This is a genomic window from Pedobacter sp. 22163, from assembly GCF_052045595.1.
Classification (GTDB): Bacteria; Bacteroidota; Bacteroidia; order Sphingobacteriales; family Sphingobacteriaceae; genus Pedobacter.
Window position 1 is genome coordinate 164,139 of sequence record NZ_JBQEPM010000003.1, and the last position, 25,630, is coordinate 189,768.

9 protein-coding genes are annotated in these 25,630 nt (G+C 41.3%); 7 read left to right on the forward strand and 2 right to left on the reverse strand.

All coding sequences use genetic code 11. The features are described 5' to 3' along the window. Nucleotides 1–113: 113 nt before the first annotated feature. The gene (locus tag ACTJKN_RS09150; protein ID WP_440824285.1) at nt 114–2,534 is read left to right on the forward strand and encodes a hypothetical protein; all 2,421 of its coding nucleotides are present in this window, start codon (nt 114–116) and stop codon (nt 2,532–2,534) included. Nucleotides 2,535–2,584: 50 nt separating this feature from the next. On the opposite strand, the gene ACTJKN_RS09155 is transcribed toward ACTJKN_RS09150, so the two are convergent. After that, nucleotides 2,585–4,114 (reverse strand): OmpP1/FadL family transporter, encoded by a 1,530-nt coding sequence (locus tag ACTJKN_RS09155; RefSeq protein WP_440824287.1) that lies wholly within the window; start codon nt 4,112–4,114, stop codon nt 2,585–2,587. A 20-nt stretch (nt 4,115–4,134) separates the two neighbouring features. After that, nucleotides 4,135–5,139, reverse strand: coding sequence for a hypothetical protein (locus tag ACTJKN_RS09160; RefSeq protein WP_440824289.1), 1,005 nt, complete (start codon nt 5,137–5,139; stop codon nt 4,135–4,137). A gap of 198 nt (nt 5,140–5,337) precedes the next feature. Here ACTJKN_RS09160 and proS point away from each other — a divergent pair, with 198 nt between their 5' ends. The 6 genes from proS to ACTJKN_RS09190 all read left to right on the forward strand — a co-directional run bounded on the left by proS (nt 5,338) and on the right by ACTJKN_RS09190 (nt 25,585). After that, nucleotides 5,338–6,810 (forward strand): proline--tRNA ligase, encoded by a 1,473-nt coding sequence (gene proS / locus ACTJKN_RS09165; RefSeq protein ID WP_440824291.1) that lies wholly within the window; start codon nt 5,338–5,340, stop codon nt 6,808–6,810. A gap of 55 nt (nt 6,811–6,865) precedes the next feature. Then, complete coding sequence (locus ACTJKN_RS09170; RefSeq protein WP_440824293.1) at nt 6,866–8,041, forward strand: cystathionine gamma-synthase; 1,176 nt, start codon at nt 6,866–6,868, stop codon at nt 8,039–8,041. Nucleotides 8,042–8,244: 203 nt separating this feature from the next. After that, nucleotides 8,245–9,096 carry a TIGR02757 family protein gene (locus ACTJKN_RS09175; protein WP_440824295.1) on the forward strand — a complete coding sequence of 284 codons (852 nt, stop codon included), beginning with the start codon at nt 8,245–8,247 and terminating at the stop codon, nt 9,094–9,096. A 117-nt stretch (nt 9,097–9,213) separates the two neighbouring features. Beyond that, nucleotides 9,214–9,828, forward strand: a complete 615-nt coding sequence (locus ACTJKN_RS09180; RefSeq protein WP_057935324.1) for a Crp/Fnr family transcriptional regulator — start codon at nt 9,214–9,216, stop codon at nt 9,826–9,828. A 536-nt stretch (nt 9,829–10,364) separates the two neighbouring features. Next, entirely contained in the window at nt 10,365–24,599 is a 14,235-nt protein-coding gene (locus ACTJKN_RS09185) for a DUF7507 domain-containing protein (RefSeq protein WP_440824298.1), read from the forward strand. Nucleotides 24,600–24,613: 14 nt separating this feature from the next. Continuing rightward, nucleotides 24,614–25,585: a PorP/SprF family type IX secretion system membrane protein gene (locus ACTJKN_RS09190; protein WP_440824300.1), complete on the forward strand. Its 972-nt coding sequence runs from the start codon at nt 24,614–24,616 to the stop codon at nt 25,583–25,585. Nucleotides 25,586–25,630: the final 45 nt, after the last annotated feature.

Genomic DNA, 25,630 nt, shown 5'->3' on the forward strand with positions numbered 1-25,630 from the left:
TGACCTAAAAAATCAATCTTATAAGTAATGGCATAAAAGCTCAAAAGTTTTTATGTGTTAATTAATTGAAAATTTGGATTAAAATTTTGATTTTTAGGTATATTATTCCAAATATGCTTTCAAAATTTTATGTTGTTCTTAGCTGTGCCTTCCTTTTTTTAGTAAACGTAAAGGCTCAGGATAAAAAGTTAGATAGCATTGCATTAAATATCAATCACTATGCGTTAAAAAATGCTGAATCAAGTCTGTTTGTGCATTTTGATAAGAACGTATACACCAATAATGATCAAGTGTGGTTTACTGGATATTTACTTAAGACTATAACCAATTTAGAACAATATCATACGCTTTATCTATCCCTGATTAACAATAAAGATAGTAGTGTAGTTCTTCAGGATAAATTTTTAATCGATAAAGGCTTTGTTTTTGGGGCTTTAACACTTCCTGATTCTATACCGAGTGGTTCATATCGTTTTGTAGCGAATACCAACATTAAGAAAAATAATCGACCCGATGGAGAGTTTATCCAAGCCATTACCATTAAATCTACAACTCTAAACCCATTAACGGCCAACATTTCTATTTTTAAAACATTCGATGAGCAAACCAAAAATGGGACAGCTTTATTAAAAGTTTTATCAAGCGATAACCGTTTTGTGGAGGGTGCTGAGATACAATATCAGATTGGTAAGGGTAATCAAATTTTGCAGTCCATCACTGCTAAAAGTAGCGTAATCGGTGAATTGATGATTAATTATCCCGCTAAAAAAATCACGCCAGACAATAATCTTCTTAGTATTACGGTTAAGAAAGGTAAAGATATCAGGTATGTGAAGTTTGAACTTCCGGTTATGAATCGTTCAAATTACCACATTCAGTTTTATCCAGAAGGTGGTTATCTAGTTAATAATCTATTGTCTAAAGTTGGCTTTGAAGTAAAAAACGATCAAGGTACCCCAATTAAAGCAAGAAGCGTTTTATATGAAAATGATTTCGCGATCGATACCATTCAAACTAACTCTATTGGAATTGGTTCATTTTCAATTCGCCCACAATCATCCAAAAAATACTTTGTAAAGCTTTTAACAGATGATCAATTTGTTATTAAATACAATCTGCCTGCTATACTAAAAAGTGGAACGGTTTTAACTGCAGGCTCTGCCATTGCGAATAATGATTTTAGAATCCACCTTGAAAGTAATGCCAATACTAAAGTTCACATTTTGGTCCACAACTTTTCGAATATTTTACTTCGCACGGTATTAACTTTAGATGCAAATAAAATTCAAAATATCAGGTTTAAACTAGATTCTGTGCCCATGGGTTTACATACCGTTACCGTTTTAGATAGCAATTATAAACCGATTGCTGAACGGATTTTCTTTGCACATTACGATCAGCTTAATCAAACAGAACTAATTACAGATAAAAATGAATACAGTACGAGAGATCAGGTTAATTTAAAATTGAGTGTATTCGATAAAGATAAAACACGGCTTCCGGCCTTGGTTTCTATTTCCTGTATTCAGTCTAATAGGCTTTCGGCTAACAACAACCAGAATATTGTTGATTACTTCTATTTAGGGCGGTACTTACACGGGCTTCCACATAACCCAATGGGTTTAAAATACCTTGATGACGACTATCTTAATGATGTGTTGTTAGTTAAAACATGGAGTAGATATAAGTGGCCTGAAACAGAAATAGTCGGTAAAAAAGAAATGCTTTCCAGTTTCGAATACAAAGGTAACATCACAAGGAAAAAAAAGTCATTAACTGTTCCAATGGGTTTAACAACGATAGCGGGAGAAAATCTTAAATTTCTTGATACCGATAGTGCCGGACAGTTTAATATTCCGTTTTCTAATCTGATCATCAAACGAGCAAAGCTGCCCGTTTGGTTGAGTATGGCCACAGCTAAATATGATCAGTACGATCTTAAAATAAATGAACCATTAGATGAGTTGAAGAAATATTTAGTCCAGCAAAATTTTGAACAGATAAATACAAAAGCTGATGTTTTAAATGAAAGTACTCAAAGTATAACATCTTTTGCTGGTATTAGATTGAAAGAAGTAGTGATTACAAAAACAAAGGATGAAAGAACCGATTTTGCCAAAAATTCTTTTGCCAATAGGTGTGGAGACTATGTTTGCAGGTATAATATTTTAAATTGTCCAAATCATGGTGCCGATTTTGGGAATACCAGCCCAATTAGAGGTAAAGCCTATGCTAACGGAAGAGGAGGTACAACTATTTATCAAGGATGTACAGAACAAGAACCTAAACCTAACATTACCATTTTAAAGGGAATAAATCTTCCTAAAGAGTTTTATGTGTCTGATATAAGCAATAAAAATGAGCCTATAAATTTTGCTACTGTTTATTGGAATTATCAGGCGCTGGTTAATGATGAAACACCGATTTCATTTAATACCGGAGATTTAACGGGGCAATTTAAAATCATTGTGCAGGGCGTAACTGATGGGGGTGTGGTTTACGGCGAAAGAGAGATTACGGTAAAGCATAAATAAAAAGGCCACGAACTACAGTCGCGGCCTTTTTAGATTTAGTGTAATAATGCTTAAAATCTTACCCCAAAAGTTAAAAATACATTGTTTCTATTGCTTTTAACATCTGCAACAGGCTCACTGTAATCGTCTAATAAATATGGACTTGAACTGAAGTTTGTTTTGTAGTTCTGATACGCCAAATCGAAATAATAGTTATCTATGCGGTATCCAATTCCACCAGTGTAGTATTGACCCTGATAAAATTTATTATCGCCACCTTTAACACCATTTCCGTTTACTCCGTAACCAGCTCTTAAGCTAAACTCGTTAGTCACTTTTACTTCCGCACCAACTCTATAGTTAACCGCTTCTTTATAAGATTCTTTAATAAAAGCATTGTTGCTATTGATTGTTGAAAGATCAGAACCATTAGAATCAGAAAAACGCATAGAGGCATAATCTACATAATCAACATCGGCTGAGATTAATGCTGTACCAGCAATTACATAACTGATACCTGCAGATGCTTTTAACGGTGTACGTAAGTTATAGCTGAAAGTATAATACTTTGTTGAGTTATTTGAACTAGAAGGCGCATTTGTTGCATTTCCTGCCAAATTTGCCTGTAAAGTTTCAGCAGTATTGTCTTCAATATTCATCCAGGTTGGAGTTTGGAAATTTATACCAATTCTTAGTTCATTAACTGGTCTGAAAATCATACCCAGTTTTAGATTGAATCCACCACCTTTGGTTTCCTGGTTTCTGAAATGTGTTAAGTTGTAGTTTTCGTTTCCGGTATATGCAGGAATTGGTAAGCCATCATCAAAAGAGTTTACTATACCCGATTCAGTAAAAGTGGCATCGCTAATGTATTTAACATTTACAAAACTAGCGGTTGCGCCAATGTATACCTTATTGCCAAAATTAAGGGCACCCGCTACGTTAAATTCTGATGTTGATCCTAATCTGGATTCATCCCAATTTTGTTTGAAACTCGCATTGTTATAAGGTTCTGCTGAATATCCATTTGGGAAATTGGGTGCATTTTTATTAATTAAATAGCTACTGTAGGCATCTCCAGCTATCGAATTATCAATTCCACCACCATTGGCCTGATCTACATATGAATCTCTTATTGAACTATTGTTATTTGTTCCATTGTAGCTGATGTTATTTAAGAAATCATTATTTCTCGTATAGCTTAAGCCGAATACAGTACTTACCAATCCTTTATTTACATCAGCTCCCTTCATTCTTGCTGCAGGACTGTAAAATACAACGCCAATGTTATTCAGGTTAATCTGGTTTTTATCAGCTTTTGTATTGTTGCCCAGGTATGCGCTATTGTTTGATACAGAATTAAATTCAGGGGTTAAACTAAACTCAGATTTGGTAAATAAACCCAATCCGGCAGGATTAGCGTTAATTGAACCTATATCTCCTCCAACTCCGATTTGTGCACCGCCCATTCCTTTAAATCGGGCAGAACTACCATAATTGGTTTGAGAAAATCGGAACGCATCAGGCGCATAACTTTGGGCGTACGTTGTTCCCATAGCAGCTACTGTAGCTACTAGTGAAGCTAAAATATATTTTTTCATGTTGTGTGTTTAAATTTAAGTTAACCTCTTCCTGCTCTTGATGGTCTTGAACCACCACCACCACCGCCACCGGTTGAACCACCGCCGCCACCATTTGATGGAGGAGGAGAGTAGCTAGGTCTGCTCTCAGTTCTGGTAGGTGGAGTGTAGTTTTCGTTTCTGGTAGGTCTGCTGCTTTGTGTTCCTTGAGGACTATAGTTGTCATTTCTGGTAGGTCTACCAGCTTGTGAGCCCTGAGGTTGTGCATAGCTGCCATTACCTTGGTTCCTGCTTGGTCTTCCAGCATTAATATTTGGAGCATAACCTACACCATTTGGATTTGTAACACCTGATCTGCTTGGTCTGCCCGCATTTCCGGCATTGCCGTTTCCATATCTTGGCGTGCCTCTATCATTGCTTCCTGGTCTTGGTCTGTAAGAACCACCTCTGTTGGCGAAACCACCGCCACCATAGTATCCGCCGCCGATACCCCAGCCTCCGCCGTAATATCCGCCGCCCCAACCATAACGATCGTAATAAGAATTAGGTCCCCATGAGTTCCAGCCCCAAGGATTATTCCATCCGTAGCCAAAATTACCGTAATAGAAGGGATTGCTCCAGATGCTGCCATAACCAAAGCTACCGCCCCAGCCACCTAAACCGTATCCGCTGTTCCAACCCAGGCCATAACCCAGGTAGTTTGAAGGGCCATAACTGCTTCCGTAGTAATAGTTATCAAAATAAGGGTCGTAATAGCCTTGAAAGCTGTAACCATTGTAAAAACGGTTTATTCTAGATGAGTAATCCATATCGTAATAAGGATTACTGGTTCCGTAATATTCATCATATTCTTCCTGTCCCTGGGCCTGGTATTGCTGGCCTTGTCGGTTCTGAGGTTGAGGTGCTATTTCAACCTCCCGGGCTTTCGCCACAGAATTATAAACATCATCAGCTGGCTTAGTTTGAGCCAGTTTTGATGTAGCGCATGATGCCACCAACCCTGCAGCGGCAATCATAACAATGGGTAAAAATTTAATTGGTTTCATTGTGTTTATATTTAGTTGTGTGTGTTCACGAATGTAATAAACAAGTTTCAAAAATAGTTAATTTCTAACTATTTACTTAGTCTAAAAATGTTAAATCACAATTGATATTAATTGTTGATCGTTTGTAGGCATAAATTTATAAATTTGCCATCGGATTTTACACTTTTTAACATACAAATTACGTTCCAAATACATAAGATGAGCAAAGAAATTACAAGTAGAGAAGCAGATTATTCCCAGTGGTATAATGATATTGTGTTAAAAGCAGATTTAGCAGAGCACTCTGCTGTGCGTGGTTGTATGGTTATAAAGCCAAATGGCTATGCTATATGGGAAAAAATGCAGGCTGTTTTAGATAAAATGTTTAAGGATACAGGCCATCAAAATGCCTATTTTCCATTATTCATCCCAAAGTCATTTTTCTCGAAGGAAGCTTCTCACGTTGAGGGCTTTGCGACAGAATGTGCAGTAGTAACACATTACCGGTTAAAAAATGACGGTAACGGAAATATTGTTGTAGATGAAACAGCTAAATTAGAAGAGGAATTAATTGTTCGTCCTACATCCGAAACCATTATTTGGAATACTTATAAAGGATGGATCCAATCGTACCGTGATTTACCAATATTGATCAATCAATGGGCGAATGTGGTAAGATGGGAAATGCGCACCAGATTGTTTCTGCGTACAGCCGAATTTTTGTGGCAAGAGGGTCATACCGCACATGCTACGGCAGAAGAGGCGATTGAGGAAACAGAGCGTATGCTGCATATCTACGCCGATTTTGCCGAAAATTGGTTGGCAGTTCCGGTAATCAGAGGGCGTAAATCGCCGAATGAGCGCTTTGCAGGGGCTTTAGATACTTATTGCATTGAGGCCTTAATGCAGGATGGTAAAGCTTTACAAGCAGGTACATCTCACTTTTTAGGGCAGAATTTTGCTAAAGCTTTTGATGTTAAGTTTACTGGTAAAGATGGAAAATTAGACCACGTATGGGCTAGTTCATGGGGTGTTTCTACACGTTTAATGGGTGCTTTGATTATGGCGCACAGTGATGATTCTGGATTGATTATTCCACCAAAATTAGCACCGATACAAGTGGTAATCGTTCCTATTTATAAAGGTGAGGAGGATTTGGTGAGAATTTCTTCATACGTTAATGAATTAACCATGCGTTTAAAAGGTTTAGGCGTTTCGGTGAAATATGATGACAGGGATACACAGCGTCCTGGATTTAAGTTCGCTGATTATGAGTTAAAAGGCGTGCCGATCCGTATTGCTATTGGTGGCCGCGATTTAGAGAATAAAACAGTTGAAATTGCCCGTAGAGATACCAAGGTGAAACAAACTGTACCTCAGGAAGGATTGGATATTTACATCATCAAGTTATTGGAAGATATTCAGCAAAGTATGTTCAACAAAGCCCTGGCTTATCGCGATGAGCATATTACAGAGGCCAATAGTTACGAAGAGTTTCAGGAATTGTTAGATACCAAGGCTGGTTTTATTTCGGCACATTGGGATGGAACACCGGAAACTGAGCAAAAGATAAAAGAAGAAACAAAAGCAACCATTCGTTGTATTCCTTTAGATAATAAATTAGAAGATGGTGTTTGTATTTATTCAGGAAAACCATCTATCCAAAGGGTACTGTTTGCAAGAGCATATTAATTAGACGTGAGATATGAGACATGAGATGTGAGAGGGAATATAAATCTCACATCTCATGTCTAGTGTCTCACATCTCAAATCTCAAAAAAAAATGAAATTCGCAACTAAAGCTATACATGCAGGTCAAGAGCCTGATCCAACTACAGGTGCTGTAATGACACCGATATATCAAACCTCTACTTATTGGCAGAAATCTCCTGGCGACAATAAAGGCTACGAGTATTCGAGAGGAACAAACCCAACGCGTAAAGCTTTGGAAGATTGTTTAGCTGCTTTAGAAAATGCCAAATATGGTCTGGCTTTCTCGAGCGGAATGGGGGCAACAGACGCCGTACTGAAATTATTGCAGCCAGGCGATGAAGTAATTACCGGAAATGATCTGTATGGTGGTTCATACCGGATCTTTACCAAAATATACACTAAATACGGAATCAAATTTCACTTTCTGGATCTATCAAAGCCGGAGAATATATTGCCCTATATCAATGATAAGACCAAACTGGTTTGGATAGAAACACCTACTAATCCTACCATGCAGATTATCGATATTGAGGAGGTGGCAAAAATCACAAAAGAGAAAAATTTAATCCTTACCGTTGATAATACATTTGCATCGCCTTATTTACAAAACCCGATTGATCTGGGCGCTGATATTGTGATGCACTCTGTAACCAAATACATTGGTGGCCACTCTGATGTGGTAATGGGTGCTTTGGTAACAAATGATGAACAATTGTATAAAGACCTTTGGTTCATTTACAATGCCTGTGGTGCAACACCGGGTCCGCAAGATGCTTTTTTAGTATTGAGGGGTATAAAAACGCTTCACCTTCGGATGAAAGCGCATTGCGAAAATGGAGCGCGTATTGCACATTATTTAAAAACACATCCAAAGGTTGATAAAATTTATTGGCCGGGTTTTGAAGATCACCCTAATCATGATGTAGCTAAAAAACAAATGCGTGGATTTGGCGGTATGATTTCGATTACCTTAAAAGATGCTGATCTGGAAGAAACTTTTAGAATCTCTTCTAATTTTAAAGTATTCACATTGGCTGAATCATTAGGAGGGGTAGAATCACTAATTAATCACCCTGCAACGATGACACATGGCTCTATTCCGAAAGAAGAAAGAGAGAAGGTAGGTGTTACCGATAACTTGCTCCGTTTAAGCGTTGGGGTAGAGGATATAGACGATCTTTTAGAGGATCTGGCAAATGCACTAGCATAATATTTCGAGCGGGCAGATAAAATATTTGCCCGTTTTTTGTAAAGCAAGTCCTATTCTAAAATTAACGGTAGCCCGGCTTTACACTAAATCTTTTTTGTTTAGGTATCTGCTTTATTAAATTAGTGAAAACAAAAAAGGATACCGTTTCAATCCGGTTTAAATGGCAGCAATTGTGCTGCTATTTACGTCTAAAAAAGCTAACGATGCAATTTCTTGAGTTAAAGAATTTTCTGGATAGTAAAGTAGAACAATACAATCAGCCAAATTTTATAGCAAACGACCCAGTTTGTATTCCGCATCTTTTCGAAAAAAAACAGGATATAGAAATTGCGGGCTTTTTTGCTGCGGTTTTAGCCTGGGGCCAGCGGAAAACAATTATTAATAAATGTAAGGAACTGTTGGTCCGTATGGATAATGCGCCTTATGATTTTGTTGTTAATCATACAGATAACGATTTAAAACGCTTGCTGAACTTTAAACACCGCACATTTAACGATACCGACTTACTCTATTTTATTTCGTTTTTTAAGCAGCATTATCAAAACTTCGATAGTTTAGAGCAGGCATTTGTACCAAGGCAAGATGTTTTTCGGGTTGATTATTTAGAAGTTTCATCTGTAAAACCGGAGATAGCCTATGCCTCGGAAGTGTGTTATGCTGCTGAACTTAACTTTTCAATAGAGCAGGCATTGAACCATTTCAGGCAGTATTTTTTCTCTTTAGAAGATTTTCCCCACCGCACGAAGAAACATATCTCCTCGCCAAAGCAAAAATCTACCTGTAAACGTTTAAATATGTTTTTGCGGTGGATGGTTAGGGTAGATCAAAAAGGTGTTGATTTTGGTATCTGGAATACGCTTCAGCCAAAAGATCTAATCTGTCCTTGCGATGTGCATGTTGATCGGGTAGGACGGTTGCTTGGATTGATTAATAGAAAGCAGACCGATTGGTTAACTGCGATTGAATTAACCAACAATTTGAAGCAGTTCGATCCCTCAGATCCGGTGAAGTATGATTTTGCACTATTTGGATTAGGTGTAGAAAAATTACTTTAAAGTTTTAGAAAAATTGAGAAAAGTCAAAAAAAAGTTCTTTTTTCAATTCAATCTTCCTATACTTACGTAGTGATCCTGCTTCGGTTTAGCAGGATTGTGTCTATCCAATGTTTCGCTATGATTGCAGTTAATTTATCTGATGAAGATAGGTGGAAGAAATATAATAATTTTTCTCCTTTAGTCTCAATTTTTAAGAAATTCCATCCGCTTAATGATGAAATAGAAAAGCGGATTAACCAGCATACCTTTCCGATCAGCTACAAAAAAAATAAATACCTTGTTTCGCCTGTAGACCGTAACAAGTTCCTTTTTTTAATTGTTAAAGGTGTAGTTAGGGGGTTTATTAAGGATGGGGATAACGAGATTACCACGTGGATTGCCAAAGAAAATGAAGTTGTAGGTACCATACGTAATTTGTGGATAGATGGCGATTCTGATGAGTATTTACAGGCATTAGAAGATGTGGATTTAGTTGCTATCCCCCATGTATTGTCAGAATACCTTTACGAAAATTTTCCTGAAGCCAATATTGTTGGCAGAAAGATGATGGAGTTATATTACCGTTCGGCAGAGGAACGTGCATACCTGTGCCGGATTTCGTCAGCAGAAAAAAGATACAAACGGTTTTTGCTTTCATTCCCTGATTTAATTAACCGGGTTTCTTTAAAACACATTGCTTCTTTTTTAGCCATCAGGCTCGAAACATTGAGTAGGATTAGGGCGAAGATTTAACTTTTTTACTCCGATTTTATTTCTTGTTTTTTCAGGTGAAGGGGTCTGAGATTTTAACAAATCTCAGACCCCTTTCTGCTTGTGTTCCAAAAAATCATTTTTATCTTAAATTGGTAGTATAAAAACTACACATTGTTATATAGTTGTTGATTAAAATCAAAAAAACACTTTGGGGATCAGCGGTTGTCTGCGTGAATAGTTAAAGTCGATTTCCTTTTTTAGTTTCTTTGTAGCATTGATAATACAGTTTTTGACGAAAATAGTACAAAAACAGGCTGCAGTTTTGTGGTTTATTGGTTCTTGCAGGAGTGTGAAAAATAATATACTTTTGCGGCCCTTAAAAATGGCATTTTCAAATGGTCTCTATCTCTCCAAAAGTGTTTTATAATCAGCGTTTAAACGCTTTTTTTACTGCGTCCTACTAAGAGAATTTTCTATTGAATACAAATTTTTTAGGAAGATTTTGTGCTCATCGGATGAGATCATTTATATGCAGTGATTACCCTATTATTTCCAGGTGGAAAATGAATAAAAATATGCAACGCTTTCTCTTTAAGATCATGCCTTTCGGCAAGATATCATCTCTTGTTTTATTCTTACTTGTATTAGGAATAAGTCATGCTTCGGCTCAATTTAATGTTACGGGGTTATTTACAGATTACAAAGGATACTGGTCTTCTAAACAGGGAGCCATTAATCCGGTTTGGCCCGATAATAAAAATAATTTACTCGGTTTCACTTTTAATAATATAAATTATTCGACAGGGGTAAACGATGCTTTACTTACATCGAAGCTCGTTTCATTTACTCCTGGAACTTATCAGGCTTTTCCTGTTAGAAACATTCCCTTACCTGGAACAGCTTCAAATTTTATTGGCTTGGGGCAGCTCGAAGATGGCGTAGATAATGGCGGTGTATATCCATATTCTGTTCCTGTTACCGTAGCTCAGATTCTTACCAGAGGCGTGAGAGGTCTTGATATGGGGTCTTGTATTACTAATATTCCGGCAACAGCAGCACCATTGAGTTTTAATTTTGGTGCAATTACCGACGATTCACAAATTGGTGATGGTATTCCTGATATTTTAATTACTCAGGTAGCGCAAGCTACCGGCGCGCTGGATCAAGTATATTTTGAAGATGGTAATGGGAATCTTGTTGGTAATAAGATCAGTATTGATCAATCTGCTATTCCGGCAATCGGCACATGGTTGCCTGATTTCTATGATCCCAATACAGGAGTCATTCAACCAGGTTTTATTAAAACTGAAAGGCCTATTAGAATATGGGCTGCAGATGCGAGTGCTTTTGGAATAACCAGTGCCAATTATTTGCAGCCGCTGGTTTTAAGATATAAACTTGGCGGGAGTAGTGATCCGGCCTTTATTGCCTTTAATACCAAGTTCATCAATTTGGTAACTGCAAATGATGATCAGGCAGCGACCACGTTGAATACGCCCATAAATTTTGATATACTGGCTAACGACCAACCACACGATCAATCTGCATTATACTCTTATACTGTTCCAACCACTTCGGCACATGGCACGATAGTTAAAAATGCGGATGGAACCGTAACTTATATTCCAAATGCTGGTTATTATGGACAAGATAGTTTTACTTATACCATTTGCACCAATATAAACGGAACAATTACCTGTGACGATGCCGTTGTTACTATAAATATCTCTCCTAATGTTATTGCTCCGGTATTTAGTGCAGGAGTTGATTTGAGGTGTCAGAGGACAGGTACTTCTTCTTACACGGCTAGTTCGGGTTTTGCTACATCCATGGCTTTTGCCATTAGTCCTAATAATGCCGGCACTGTTTCAGCCTCACCAATGACAACCAGTGCAAATGTTGGAACAGCTACTGCAACAGTTACATGGGCTGCAGATTATTCCGGAAGTGCCACTATAACAGCAATTGCATATGGCTCAAACGGGCCCAAATCCACTGCATATAACGTTACAGTAAACCAAGCGCCAACGTTGGTGGTGAGTAGTAATGCTAACCAAACCATTTGTGCCGGATCGTCAATTGCGTCTACAACTTTTACCTGGGGTGGAAGTGCAACAGACGTTACTATTACTAATCTTCCAGCTGGATTATCAGTCATTAAAAGTGGTAAAATATTAACGGTAAGCGGAACTCCCACTTCTTCTGGTAGTTATACGGTTAGTACAACTGGTCAGGCCAGCCCTTGTGGAGCTGCGAATGCTACTGGAACAATTAATATTAATCCTATTGCGACATTGGTTTCAGGTGGTGGGGATGTTAATCAGGTAACGTGCGCAAATGGAGCAATTACACCGATAACTTATACATGGAGCGGGTCGGCAACCGATGTGAATTATACGACTCTTCCAGCTGGTTTAATAGCAAGTAAGAATACAACTACAAAGGTTTTAACCATCAGCGGAACGCCTACATCTGGTGGAACATATAGTGTTAGTACAGCCGGGCAGATTACTCCTTGTACTGCAGTAACAATAACTAGCCAGATAACTGTTAATCCTTCAGCAGGGCTGGTAGCTGGAGGAGGATCAAGTAATCAGATAATATGTGTGGGTAGCTCCATAATCCCAATTACTTATACCTGGTCTGGCTCTGCTACCGATGTGGTAGTGAATAATTTGCCTTCAGGGCTTGTGACATCCAAAAGTGTAAAAACGTTAACCATAAGTGGAATACCAACCTCAGGAGGAACTTTTGATGTGAGCACTATTGGGCAAACTGTGCCATGTTTACCTGTGTCTTTAAATGGTTCAGTAACGATTACCGCAACGCCGGCACCAACGGCAAGCAATCAAAACTTCTGTGAAATTTCGAATGCTACGGTTGCCAATCTAGTTGCCACAGGAACAGGTATTAAATGGTATACGCAGGCAATGGGCGGAACGGCATTGGCTTCAACTACAGCCTTGACTAACGGAACTTATTATGCCAGCCAGACTTTAAACGGTTGTGAAAGTGTTACACGTGCTTCGATCACCGTAGCCATTACTGCAACGCCGGCACCAACGGCGAGCAACCAAAACTTCTGTGAGATTTCGACTGCTACGGTTGCCAATCTAACCGCAACAGGAACAGGTGTTAAATGGTACACGCAGGCAACGGGTGGAACGGCTTTGGCTTCAACTACAGCCTTGACTAACGGAACCTATTATGCCAGTCAGACATTAAACGGTTGTGAAAGTGCCACACGTGCACAGATCACAGTGAGCATTACTGCAACGCCGGCACCAACGGCGAGCAACCAAAACTTCTGTGAGATTTCGACTGCTACGGTTGCCAATTTAGCTGCAGCAGGAACTTCAGTTAAATGGTATACGCAGGCAACGGGTGGAACGGCATTGGCTTCAACAGCAGCCTTGGCGAACGGAACTTATTATGCCAGTCAGACATTAAACGGTTGTGAAAGTGCCACACGCGCACAGATCACGGTAGCCATTACCGCAACGCCAGCACCAACGGCAAGCAACCAAAACTTCTGTGAAATTTCGAATGCTACTGTCGCCAGTTTAGCTGCCACAGGAACAAGTGTTAAATGGTATAGCCAGGCAACGGGTGGATCAGCTTTAGCTTCAACTACAGCATTAGCGAACGGAACCTATTATGCCAGTCAGACATTAAACGGTTGTGAAAGTGCCACACGTGCACAGATCACAGTGAGCATTACTGCAACGCCAGCGCCAACGGCAAGCAACCAAACCTTCTGCGAGATTTCGAATGCTACTGTCGCCAATCTAACCGCAACGGGAACAGGTGTTAAATGGTATAGCCAGTCAAGCGGTGGAACGGCATTAGCTTCAACTACAGCATTAGCGAACGGCACTTATTATGCCAGTCAGACCTTAAATGGTTGTGAAAGTGCTACACGTGCACAGATCACGGTAAGCATTACCGCAACGCCGGCACCAACGGCAAGCAATCAAAACTTCTGTGAAATTTCGAATGCTACGGTCGCCAGTTTAGCTGCAGCAGGAACTTCAGTTAAATGGTATACGCAGGCAACGGGTGGAACGGCATTGGCTTCAACAGCAGCCTTGGTGAACGGAACCTATTATGCCAGTCAGACATTAAACGGTTGTGAAAGTGCTACACGGGCTTCGATCACGGTAGCCATTACTGCAACGCCGGCACCAACGGCAAGCAACCAAACCTTCTGCGAGATTTCGAATGCTACTGTCGCCAATCTAACCGCAACGGGAACAGGTGTTAAATGGTATACGCAGGCAACGGGTGGAACGGCATTGGCTTCAACAGCAGCCTTGGCGAACGGAACCTATTATGCCAGTCAGACATTAAACGGTTGTGAAAGTGCTACACGTGCTTCGATCACGGTAGCCATTACTGCAACGCCGGCACCAACGGCGAGCAACCAAAACTTCTGTGAGATTTCGACTGCTACGGTTGCCAATTTAGCTGCAGCAGGAGCTTCAGTTAAATGGTATAGCCAGTCAAGCGGTGGAACGGCATTAGCTTCAACTACAGCATTAGCGAACGGCACTTATTATGCCAGTCAGACTTTAAACGGTTGCGAAAGTGCCACACGTGCTTCGATCACGGTGAGCATTACCGTAACACCGGCACCAACGGCAAGCAACCAAACCTTCTGCGAGATTTCGAATGCTACGGTTGCCAATTTAGCAGCAGCAGGAACAGGTGTTAAATGGTATACGCAGGCAATGGGTGGAACGGCATTGGCTCCAACTACAGCCTTGACTAACGGAACTTATTATGCCAGCCAGACTTTAAACGGTTGTGAAAGTGCTACACGTGCTTCGATCACGGTAGCCATTACTGCAACGCCGGCACCAACGGCGAGCAACCAAAACTTCTGTGAGATTTCGACTGCTACCGTTGCCAATCTAGCTGCCACAGGAACAGGTATTAAATGGTATAGCCAGGCAACGGGCGGAACGGCATTGGCTTCAACAGCAGCCTTGACTAACGGAACTTATTATGCCAGCCAGACTTTAAACGGTTGTGAAAGTGCTACACGTGCTTCGATCACGGTAGCCATTACTGCAACGCCGGCACCAACGGCGAGCAACCAAAACTTCTGTGAGATTTCGAGTGCTACGGTTGCCAATTTAGCTGCAGCAGGAACTTCAGTTAAATGGTATACGCAGGCAACGGGTGGAACGGCATTGGCTTCAACAGCAGCCTTGGCGAACGGAACCTATTATGCCAGTCAGACATTAAACGGTTGTGAAAGTGCCACACGCGCGCAGATCACAGTGAGCATTACCGCAACACTGGCACCAACGGCAAGCAATCAAAACTTCTGTGAAATTTCGAATGCTACGGTTGCCAATTTAGCTGCAGCAGGAACTTCAGTTAAATGGTACACACAGGCAACGGGTGGAACGGCATTAGCTTCAACTACAGCCTTAACTAACGGAACTTATTATGCTAGCCAGACTTTAAACGGTTGCGAAAGTGCCACACGTGCACAGATCACGGTAACGATCAATCAAACACCAAAAGGGTTTAATGATACCAGGACTTTAGATTTTGCGGGAAGCTTCAGCTATGATATTCAGACACTAAATATTAACAATACTGCAAATGGAGGAAATTCTGTACCTGCTTCATTTATCTGGACGGTAAATTCAACTCTTAATGTTTTAGGCGCGGCTAACGGAACGGGTAATACAATTACGCAAACTTTAATCAATACAACTAACAGTATCCAAACAATAGTATATACCGTAACACCGAAAGCGACCGTAACAGGTGGCTGTGTTGGTAATAGTTTTACGGTAACGGTTTCTGTTCCGGTATGCTCATCGATATCAATTACAAAGTCTGCAGATGTTTCATCTGTTAATAAAGCAGGAAATGTCATCAATTACACGATTACAGTCGCTAATACTGGGAATGCTAATCAAAATAACATCACCATTAGTGATCCCTTGCTTGGTGGTAATTTAAGTAATCCTGCTAAAACCGGAAATACAGATAATATTTTAGAAAAAGGCGAAACCTGGACCTACAACGGATCCTATACTGTCCTTCAATCTGATTTAAATAATAATGGTAATCCAATTAATAATACGGGGAAGATTGTCAATACAGCAAGTGTTAATAGCACGGAACTGCCAATCGCTAAAACAGCAGCAGCTGATGTCAACATTGTTTTAAATCCGGCGGTTACTTTAGTGAAAACAGGAACATTAAACCTTAATGGAAACTCGGTAAGTTACCTGTTTACCGTTAAAAATACCGGTAATATTACCTTGAACAACCTGGTTATAACCGATAGTAAAGTTACAGGTTCAATAACCCTGGCTGCTACAACATTGGCGCCTGGAATGAGTACAACAGCTACGGCTTCCTATGCAATTTCTGCTGCAGAAAAGTCTGCAGGATCGGTTAGCAATACAGCTACAGTTAATGGAAAGGATCCATTAAATGGTAATGTTTCAGATATTTCGGGTACTGCAGAAGGCAACAATACGCCAACTGTAACCAATACCGGGGTTTACGCATTAGATGATGAAGGAACTTTAAATGCAGTAAATGGTGGTGTGGCAGTTACTAATGTTTTGGCTAACGACAAACTAAATGGTAGTCAGGCTACTTTAACTAATGTAACCATCAGCCCGATTTCGAGTTCAAATCCCAATATATCTATTGATCCGGCGACCGGAAAAGTGAATGTTCTGCCAGGTACACCTGTGGGATCTTATACATTGGTTTACCAAATAGAAGATAAGGCAAATCCAGGGAACGTAAAGCAAGCAACTGTTACCATTCATTTGATTGCAGGTGCTTTATTGGCGAAAGATGATGCAGGTACCGCCAACTCAATAACAGGCGGAACAGCGGTAGCAAACGTACTTTCGAACGATACCTACAACGGAACAATGTCTGCTCCAACATTAAACGATGTAACCATTACCCATGGTACAAATGATAGCAATGGCAAAGTAACACTGGATCCAACAACGGGAGCGGTTAATGTTGCAGCCAACACCCCGGCAGGCGTTTACACTTTAACTTATACGATCACGGATCAACTGGACGCTTCGAAAACTTCTACCGCAACAGTAAAAGTAACAGTGGCTTCCGGTGCTTTATTAGCTAAAAATGATGCAGGTACATCAAACTCGGTAACCGGTGGAACAGCGGTAGCCAATGTTTTAGCAAACGATACTTACAACGGAACAACAACAGCGCCAACCTTGGCTGATGTGACCATTACGAACGGAACAAACGACAGCAATGGCAAAGTAACACTGGATCCAACAACGGGAGCGGTTAATGTTGCAGCCAACACCCCGGCAGGCGTTTACACTTTAACTTATACGATCACGGATCAACTGGACGCTTCGAAAACTTCTACCGCAACAGTAAAAGTAACAGTGGCTTCCGGTGCTTTATTAGCTAAAAATGATGCAGGTACATCAAACTCGGTAACCGGTGGAACAGCGGTAGCCAATGTTTTAGCAAACGATACTTACAACGGAACAACAACAGCGCCAACCTTGGCTGATGTGACCATTACGAACGGAACAAACGACAGCAATGGCAAAGTAACACTGGATCTAACAACGGGTACGGTAAATGTTGCAGCAAATACCCCGGCCGGCGTTTATACTTTAACTTATACGATCACGGATCAACTGGACGCTTCGAAAACTTCTACTTCGACAGTAAAAGTAACCGTAGCTTCCGGTGCTTTATTAGCGAAAGATGATGCAGGAAACGCAAACGGTTTGATAGGCGGAGTAGCTGTAAATAATGTTCTTTCTAATGATAGTTACAATGGAACTTCTACAGCTCCTACATTAAATGACGTAACTTTGTCGCAGATCTCAACATCAAATCCTAACGTAATACTTAATGTTGCAACTGGACAGGTTGATGTAAATGCCAATACGCCAGCTGGTATTTATACAATAATTTATGAAATTGTAGATAAATTAGATGCAAATCAAACCAAACAAGCTACGGTAACCATCACGGTTGGGTTGCCGGTCTTAGTTGCCACAAACGATTCTGGAAATGCAAACGGCTTCGCGGGCGGAACAGCGGTTGAAAATGTATTGATTAACGATACTTACAATGGCAATCCGGCAACATTAAATGATGTAAAACTGAGCCAGGTTTCAACTAGTCATCCGAATGTTACTTTAGATGTAACGACCGGAAAGGTGAACGTGGCGCCGAACACTCCGGCAGGAAGTTATACGCTGGTTTACCAGATCGAAGATAAACTGAACCCGGGTCAGACCAAAACGGCTACGGTAACCATCACAGTTGGGACACCTGCATTGGCTGCTACAAATGATTCAGGAAATGCAAATGGCTTCACGGGCGGAACAGCGGTTGAAAATGTATTGATTAACGATACTTACAATGGCAATCCGGCAACATTAAATGATGTAAAACTAAGCCAGGTTTCAACTAGTCATCCGAATGTTACTTTAGATGTAACAACCGGAAAGGTGAACGTTGCGCCGAACACTCCGGCAGGAAGTTATACTTTGGTTTACCAGATCGAAGATAAACTGAACCCGGGTCAAACCAAAACAGCTACCGTAACCATCACAGTTGGTACACCTGCATTGGCTGCAATAGCCGATTCAGGAAATGCAAACGGCTTTACGGGCGGAACAGCGGTTGAAAATGTATTGATTAACGATACCTACAATGGCAATCCGGCAACATTAAATAATGTAAAACTGAGCCAGGTGTCAACCACTCATCCGAATGTTACTTTAGATGTAACAACAGGAAAGGTGAACGTTGCACAGAACACTCCGGCAGGCACCTATACTTTGGTTTACCAGATCGAAGATAAACTGAACCCGGGTCAGACCAAAACGGCTACGGTAACCATTACTGTTGGGACACCTGCATTGGCTGCAATAGCCGATTCAGGAAATGCTAACGGCTTTACGGGTGGAACAGCCGTTGAAAATGTATTGAACAACGATACTTACAACGGCAATCCGGCAACATTAAATAATGTAAAACTAAGCCAGGTGTCAACCACTCATCCGAATGTTACTTTAGATGTAACAACAGGAAAGGTGAACGTTGCACAGAACACTCCGGCAGGCACCTATACTTTGGTTTACCAGATCGAAGATAAACTGAACCCGGGTCAGACCAAAACGGCTACGGTAACCATTACTGTTGGGACACCTGCATTGGCTGCAATAGCCGATTCAGGAAATGCTAACGGCTTTACGGGTGGAACAGCCGTTGAAAATGTATTGAACAACGATACTTACAACGGCAATCCGGCAACATTAAATGATGTAAAACTAAGCCAGGTTTCAACTGGTCATCCGAATGTTACTTTAGATGTAACGACCGGAAAGGTGAACGTTGCGCCGAACACTCCGGCAGGAAGTTATACGCTGGTTTACCAGATCGAAGATAAACTGAACCCGGGTCAAATGACATCAGCTACGGTAACCATCACGATTGGGTCGCCGGTATTAGTTGCCACAAACGATTCAGGAAATGCAAACGGCTTTACTGGTGGAACAGCCGTTGAAAATGTATTGGCCAATGATACTTACAATGGCAATCCGGCAACATTAAACGATGTAAAACTGAGCCAGGTTTCAACTAGTCATCCGAATGTTACTTTAGATGTAACAACAGGAAAGGTGAACGTTGCGCCGAACACTCCGGCAGGAAGTTATACGCTGGTTTACCAGATCGAAGATAAACTGAACCCGGGTCAAACGACATCAGCTACGGTAACCATCACGGTTGGGTTGCCGGTCTTAGTTGCCACAAACGATTCAGGAAATGCAAACGGCTTCACGGGCGGAACAGCGGTTGAAAATGTATTGGACAACGATACTTACAACGGCAATCCGGCAACATTAAATGATGTAAAACTGAGCCAGGTTTCAACTACTCATCCAAATGTTATTTTAGATGTAACAACCGGACAGGTGAACGTGGCGCCGAACACTCCGGCAGGCACTTATACTTTGGTTTACCAGATTGAAGATAAACTGAACCCGGGTCAAATGACATCAGCTACGGTAACCATCACGATTGGGTCGCCGGTATTAGTTGCCACAAACGATTCAGGAAATGCAAACGGCTTCACGGGCGGAACAGCGGTTGAAAATGTATTGGACAACGATACTTACAACGGCAATCCGGCAACATTAAATGATGTAAAACTAAGCCAGGTTTCAACTACTCATCCGAATGTTACTTTAGATGTAACAACCGGAAAGGTGAACGTTGCGCCGAACACTCCCGCAGGCACTTATACCTTGGTCTACCAGATCGAAGATAAACTGAACCCGGGTCAGACCAAAACGGCTACGGTAACCATCACAGTTGGTACACCTGCATTGGCTGCAATAGCCGATTCAGGAAATGCAAACGGCTTTACGGGCGGAACAGCGGTTGAAAATGTATTGGACAATGATACTTACAATGGCAATCCGGCAACATTAAATGATGTAAAACTGAGCCAGGTTTCAACTAGTCATCCGAATGTTACTTTAGATGTAACGACCGGAAAGGTGAACGTGGCGCCGAACACTCCGGCAGGAAGTTATACGCTGGTTTACCAGATCGAAGATAAACTGAACCCGGGTCAGACCAAAACGGCTACGGTAACCATAGTTGGGACACCTGCATTGGCTGCCACAAACGATTCAGGAAATGCAAACGGCTTCACGGGCGGAACAGCGGTTGAAAATGTATTGGACAACGATACTTACAACGGCAATCCGGCAACATTAAATGATGTAAAACTGAGCCAGGTTTCAACTACTCATCCGAATGTTACTTTAGATGTAACAACCGGAAAGGTGAACGTTGCGCCGAACACTCCCGCAGGCACTTATACCTTGGTCTACCAGATCGAAGATAAACTGAACCTGGGTCAAACCAAAACAGCTACCGTAACCATCACAGTTGGTACACCTGCATTGGCTGCAATAGCCGATTCAGGAAATGCAAACGGCTTTACGGGCGGAACAGCGGTTGAAAATGTATTGGACAATGATACTTACAACAGCAATCCGGCAACATTAAATGAGGTAAAATTAAGCCAGGTTTCAACCACCAACCCAAATGTTACTTTAGATGTAACGACCGGGAAGGTAAATGTTGCCGCAGGAACGTTTCCAGGGGTTTATGCGTTAACTTATCAGATTAGCGATAAACTGGATGCGGCAAAAACTTCGACAGCCGTAGTTACAGTTAACATTCCGAACTGGATCACCGATCTTCAGATCAGCAAAACAGCCAATGTAACCGGTGTTGAAAAGAATGGTGATATCAGTTATACGATTATTATTAAAAACAACGGACCTGCTACGGTATTAAGCGGTGAAGCTATCGGATTGATAGAAAATCTCCCGGTAGGATTAGAAAATATAAGCTACCAGGCAACTGGCGGAACCTATGATTCAACCGCAAAAACATTTACCGTTAATGCGGACTTATTGGCTGGTCAACAGGTAAGTTTAACCGTTAGTGGCCGTGTAACAACAGCATTTGCCGGAGCAGACTTAGTCAATACTGTATCGTTAAGTCCAACTGCTAAATCAACAGATCCGGATCATACCAACAATCAGTCAACGGTTACCACAATCATTTTGAGAGGTAAAATCACATTGGTTAAAACAGGTGCTTTAAGTGCCGACCGCAACAGTATTACTTATACTTTTAACGTGATCAATATAGGTGATGTAGCTTTGAGTAACATAGTGCTGATCGACCAAAAATTAGCTTTGAATAAAACCTTCTCAACTGCGTTGGCAGTAGGGGCGAGCTTTACTTTCGATCAGGTTTATACACTTTCTCAAAGTGATAAAGATGCGGGATCGGTTAGTAATACGGCTTCTGTGAGTGCCAAAACACCTGCAGGAAATACCATTACCGATGTTTCAGGAACGACTAGCGGAAATGATAATCCTACAGAAACCCCAATTTTAAATACTTCTTCACTTACTTTTACAAAAGTAGCCGGTGCTGCAGGAACAAAAGTCGGCGAATCGATCGATTATACCTTTGCTATTACCAATACTGGAAGCGTAACGTTAAGCAATTTAACTGTAAGCGATGCTGCGGTTGATGCCGGATCGATCAAACCCGCAGTTATTTCAACTTTGGCGCCAGGTGCAAGTATAAATGTTAGCGCTAAGCACACTTTAACGCAAAACGATATCAATCTGGGATCGTTTACCAACCAGGCGTCAGTCAAAGTAACTGATAATAAAGGCCTTGTAATCACCCAATTGTCTGATGATCCGGCTACACCAGCACTAAATGATGCTACCGTAACCCAATTAACGCCATCGCCTGGTTTCACCTTGACTAAGTCGGCTACAAACAGTGCAACCAAGGCCGGAGATGTGATCAATTATAACATTATATTCAAAAATACCGGGAATGTAACTTTAACCGATATTGCATTGGTTGATGCAAATGCCGATGCCGGCAGTTTAACTCCGTCGAATATAACTTCGGTGCCGCCAGGGGCCACGGTGAATATTACAGCCAAACATACGGTAAAACAAAGTGATGTAAATGCCGGTGGTTTCAGTAATCAGGTAAGTGCAAACGTAAAAGATCCGAAAGGGAATACGATCACAAAAGTATCCGACGATCCGTCGACTCCTGTAGTGGACGATGCAACCTTTAGCCCGATTGTAGCCAATCCATCGCTAAGGTTTACCAAAGTATTTGCAAATGCTGCGGGTGTTGTTAAAGTGATCGAGTACAGCATCCAGGTTACGAATACAGGTAACGTTACGCTTACTGATATTGTAGTAACCGATGAGGGAGCAGATGCAGGTAGTATTACCCCTGCTACTATCGGTAAATTAGAGCCTGCTGAAACTGCTTGGATTTTAGCCAGACATACCTTAACACAACCGGAAATTGATAACGGCAAGTTTGTAAACCAGGCGGCTTTAGTTGCCAAATACTCCGGCGCTAATAAACTGAGTAAACTTTCAGATGATCCGAGAACTTTGGCACCTGATGACCCTACGGTATTCCTGATTAAAGAAACACCAGGTCTTACCTTGGTTAAAACAGGTGTTTTAAGTGCTGATGGAAATGCCATTACCTATACTTTTACAGTAAAAAATACCGGGAATGTTACGTTAAGCAATTTCAGATTGCTTGATCCAAAACTTTCATCAACGCTAACCTTTGCACCTGCAAGTATCGCACCGGATCAAACGGCAGTAGCCACGGCAGTATATGCCATTACGCAGGCAGAGAAAAATGCCGGTACAGTGAGAAACACGGCTACGCTTACGGCCAGCACGCCGGCTGGAACACCAGTTTCTGACGTTTCGGGAACGGAGGAAGACAACGATTATCCAACCATTATAGAATTGCCAAAAATTGTAAGTTCTAAAACCGTTACAGATGCCAATAACAACGGAATGGCCGAAGCAAATGAGGTGTTAACTTATAGTATTATGGTTAAAAATAATGGAAATACAGCCAGAACAGGTGTGAAGATTACCGATGCAATTCCGGCGAATACGACTTGCATAAGCGCCAGTGCAGATAATGGCGGGGCGTTAGTTGGCAACGTCTTAAACTGGAATAATTTAACCATTCCTGCTAATGGACAAGTACGGGTAAGCTTCAAAGTAATGGTTAACGCCATCATTCCTTCGGGTATATTAAGTGTGAACAACACAGCCACGGTTACAGATCCTGGAAATGCTTTAACGCCATTGAGTCCAGCGGTATCGATTCCTACAGCAGGCATGTTGGAAGGCAGTAAATCGGTTGCTGATAGCAAGGGCAATAAAGACGGCAAAGCACAGGCTAACGAGATTTTGACCTATTCACTCCAGGTCAAAAATACCGGAGGTTCAGCACTAAATGGTGTAACCATAACCGATGAGCTTCCTGCGGGCTTAACTTATGTGGCGAACTCGGTTTCTGGCTATGGTACGGTTATGGGGAATACCCTGAAATGGACGATTAATATGCGCGCCAATTCGAGTACAGTATTAACTTTTGATGCGAAAGTTGCACCAGATGTAAATAACTACAATACGGTAAAAAATGTGGCCATTATGACGGGTCTTGCAGGACCCGTCATCAAGCCAGAAGCGCTTATAGCAATAGATAAATCAGCTGATTTGATGGTTACAAAAGAATTGGTAACAAAAGGTGATATTAAAACAGGTTCTGATGTAACCTATAAAATTACCGTAACCAATAAAGGACCGAATAGGGCAACGGGAGTTACCGTAACGGATAAGCTGTCAACCATTATTGATGCACCTAAAGAAATTACTGTTCCCATTGGTACCACAACTTATTCGACCACCAGCAGAGATTTAGTGTGGTTAGTTGGAAGCTTAGATTTAAACCAGAGCGCAACATTAACCTTTAAAGCAAGAACCTTAGCTGCCGGTGTATTAAATAATTCTGCAACGGTAAAAGGAGATCAGCCCGATCCGATATTAAATAATAATACGGTGCTGGCAGATGCTGCTAGCATAACAGGCGATGACTTATTGATTCCGAACCTGTTTACACCAAATGGTGATGGAATAAACGACACCTTCGAGATTAATGGCCTGGCCGAGTTTGCGGAGAACGAACTCACCATTATTAACCGTTGGGGTAATGAAGTATTCCGAGCCAAAGGCTACCAGAACAACTGGACAGGCGAAGGTTTAAATGAGGGGACTTATTACTATCTGCTACGCGCTAGAAAAGGTGGAAGTAATGAATGGAAAGTATTTAAAGGTTATATAACCTTGATCAGGGCATTTAAAAATTAATAGTAAGGAAGGTAATGAAGAAATTAATATGGTTAATAGCAGGTTCTTTGCTGTTGCTTTGGCTGCCGGCATCTGCACAGCAGGATGCCCAGTATAGCCAGTATATGTTCAACGGGATTTATATCAATCCCGCTTATGCAGGCTATAAAGAGGTGCTGAATGTGCATAGCTTTTACCGGAGCCAGTGGACAGGCATAACCGGAGCACCCAGAAGCATGTCGCTGGCAGTAGATGCTATTGCAAACAGCGGTAACGTGGGGCTGGCCCTTCAGGTGGCGAGCGATAAACTTGGTGCACAGACTAACCTGAGTGTTTATGGTAACTATTCTTACCGCATCAGGATGAATGATGATGGTAGTTCAAGACTGGCACTGGGTCTTGGCCTTGGAATGGTGCAATTGGGTATCGACGGCTCGCTGCTAAACCCAAATAATCCGGAGCCCAACCAGCCGGTCGGCACGCAGAGCACCATTGTGCCCGATGCAAGGGCCGGAGTTTACTTTGCCAACGATAAGTTTTATGCAGGTTTTTCGGCCGATAACCTGATTGCCACTTATATCAATATCGACCGTTATGCCTTTATCCCGCAGCCAAAACCACATTATTACCTTACTGCGGGGGGACTGTTTCCACTTTCGGAAGATTTTCAGGTTAAGCCTTCTTTCCTGTTAAAAGACGACCGCGGAGGTCCGACAAGTTTGGATCTGAATGCCTTTTTAATGATCAAAGATTTCATTTGGGTGGGTGGTTCGTACCGCACAGGAGTTAAGTTGTATGATAAAACCTATTTACAGCGTGATCTTACCCCCCGTAATTCAGCCGTAGCAGCGATACAGATTTTTCCATCCGAGAAACTCAGGATCGGTTATGGTTACGATTTCTCAATCGGTCCGTTACAGGGCTATAGCGGTGGTACACATGAGATTTCTTTGTCTTATTCCTTCATTAAACCAAACATCAGATTGGCAACTCCAAGGGTATTTTAAGCAAAACTGTAAAGTTGTGTATAATAATATTTACACATTTAGGCG

Coding starts and splice junctions, on each gene's coding strand:
- ACTJKN_RS09190 (WP_440824300.1), top strand. CDS start 24,614: ATGAAGAAATTAATATGGTTAATAGCAGGTTCTTTGCTGTTGCTTTGG.
- ACTJKN_RS09185 (WP_440824298.1), top strand. CDS start 10,365: ATGCAACGCTTTCTCTTTAAGATCATGCCTTTCGGCAAGATATCATCT.
- ACTJKN_RS09175 (WP_440824295.1), top strand. CDS start 8,245: ATGCAATTTCTTGAGTTAAAGAATTTTCTGGATAGTAAAGTAGAACAA.
- ACTJKN_RS09150 (WP_440824285.1), top strand. CDS start 114: ATGCTTTCAAAATTTTATGTTGTTCTTAGCTGTGCCTTCCTTTTTTTA.
- ACTJKN_RS09170 (WP_440824293.1), top strand. CDS start 6,866: ATGTCTAGTGTCTCACATCTCAAATCTCAAAAAAAAATGAAATTCGCA.
- ACTJKN_RS09180 (WP_057935324.1), top strand. CDS start 9,214: ATGATTGCAGTTAATTTATCTGATGAAGATAGGTGGAAGAAATATAAT.
- ACTJKN_RS09160 (WP_440824289.1), bottom strand. CDS start 5,139: ATGAAACCAATTAAATTTTTACCCATTGTTATGATTGCCGCTGCAGGG.
- ACTJKN_RS09155 (WP_440824287.1), bottom strand. CDS start 4,114: ATGAAAAAATATATTTTAGCTTCACTAGTAGCTACAGTAGCTGCTATG.
- proS (WP_440824291.1), top strand. CDS start 5,338: ATGAGCAAAGAAATTACAAGTAGAGAAGCAGATTATTCCCAGTGGTAT.